1 pseudogene is annotated in these 1,046 nt (G+C 53.0%); it reads right to left on the reverse strand.

The features are described from left to right. Nucleotides 1–61: 61 nt before the first annotated feature. Nucleotides 62–664: pseudogene (locus ACTNBU_RS12625) on the reverse strand (hypothetical protein); the annotation flags it as partial. Between the last annotated feature and the right edge of the window lie 382 nt (nt 665–1,046).

The following is a 1,046-nucleotide window of genomic DNA, read 5'->3' on the forward strand; positions in this document are numbered from 1 at the left end:
CTTCCTTGAATTCCTTGCTGTACTTTCCCATTGTGATCCCCTCCATCTTTGTTTTTCACTTTAACAGATTTTTGGGGAATTTGCGACTGCACTTAAAGGGTACCACTCCATGGGGCGTGGAAATGTCGCAGAATACCAGCTGGGTCAGCTTGTCAGCCTCGCCGTCTCGCCAGATTTGCATGATATTACCCACACACTGATTAACCTTGGTGCCGGGTTCATCCGGCAGCAGCTGGTTGATGATACGCTGGTCCAGACCCAGCTTGCGGCCATCGCCAGTAATCTTGAGCATATTGTCCTCTGATGGGTCAACACTGCCGCTGTGTACTCTGGAGGCGCGCTCGGAGAGAACCTGCACCATCTCTTTTTGGTGTTCAGTAGGCTGGGCCACGATGTTGTGGTATTCCACCTCCGGGGTGGGCAAGTTCAGCTGATCGGCAGTCTTGATGTCCGCCACCTCTTTGAACAGGTTCATCAGCTCCGGGAGGTTGAAAAACTTGCTGAATCTCGTTCTTGCCCGGTAGCCGGTGCCTTCCGGTGCCAGTTCCAGCGCCGTGACGGTTTCTCCGAAGCGGCTGGCCCAGCAGTCGAAGTGGGTCATGTTCAGTTCTTGCAGGCGGTCATACTGGAGATACCGCTGCATGGTGTAAAGTTCGGTCATGGTGACGCCGATCTGCCGCAAAACCTGCTGGTTGATCTGGCTGACCGCCGCGCCCAACGCCCCAACCGTGGCCGGGGTATTGAAATCGAAAATCGGCATGAAGTCCTCATGCTGGAAATATTGTTCCGTATCCAGCCCACAGCGAGACATCAGGGCATAGGCGATACTGACGGTGGCGGCGGACTTAAACTGGACTTCGATGTTGTAATCATCGTACTCCGCCAGGAACGAACCGTCAACGATATAGCGGAAATCTCTCTGATGCTCGTCCCAATGGGTCTGTCCCAAATTCTGTGTAAACACCGAAATGCGGTGCAAATAGAGCAAAATATATTCAAGGTGGAAGTGGTGCAAGCTGCTGCCGCCTTGTTTTCAAAATAACAGT

Source organism: Dysosmobacter sp. HCP28S3_G4, from assembly GCF_052065175.1.
GTDB lineage: Bacteria > Bacillota > Clostridia > Oscillospirales > Oscillospiraceae > Oscillibacter.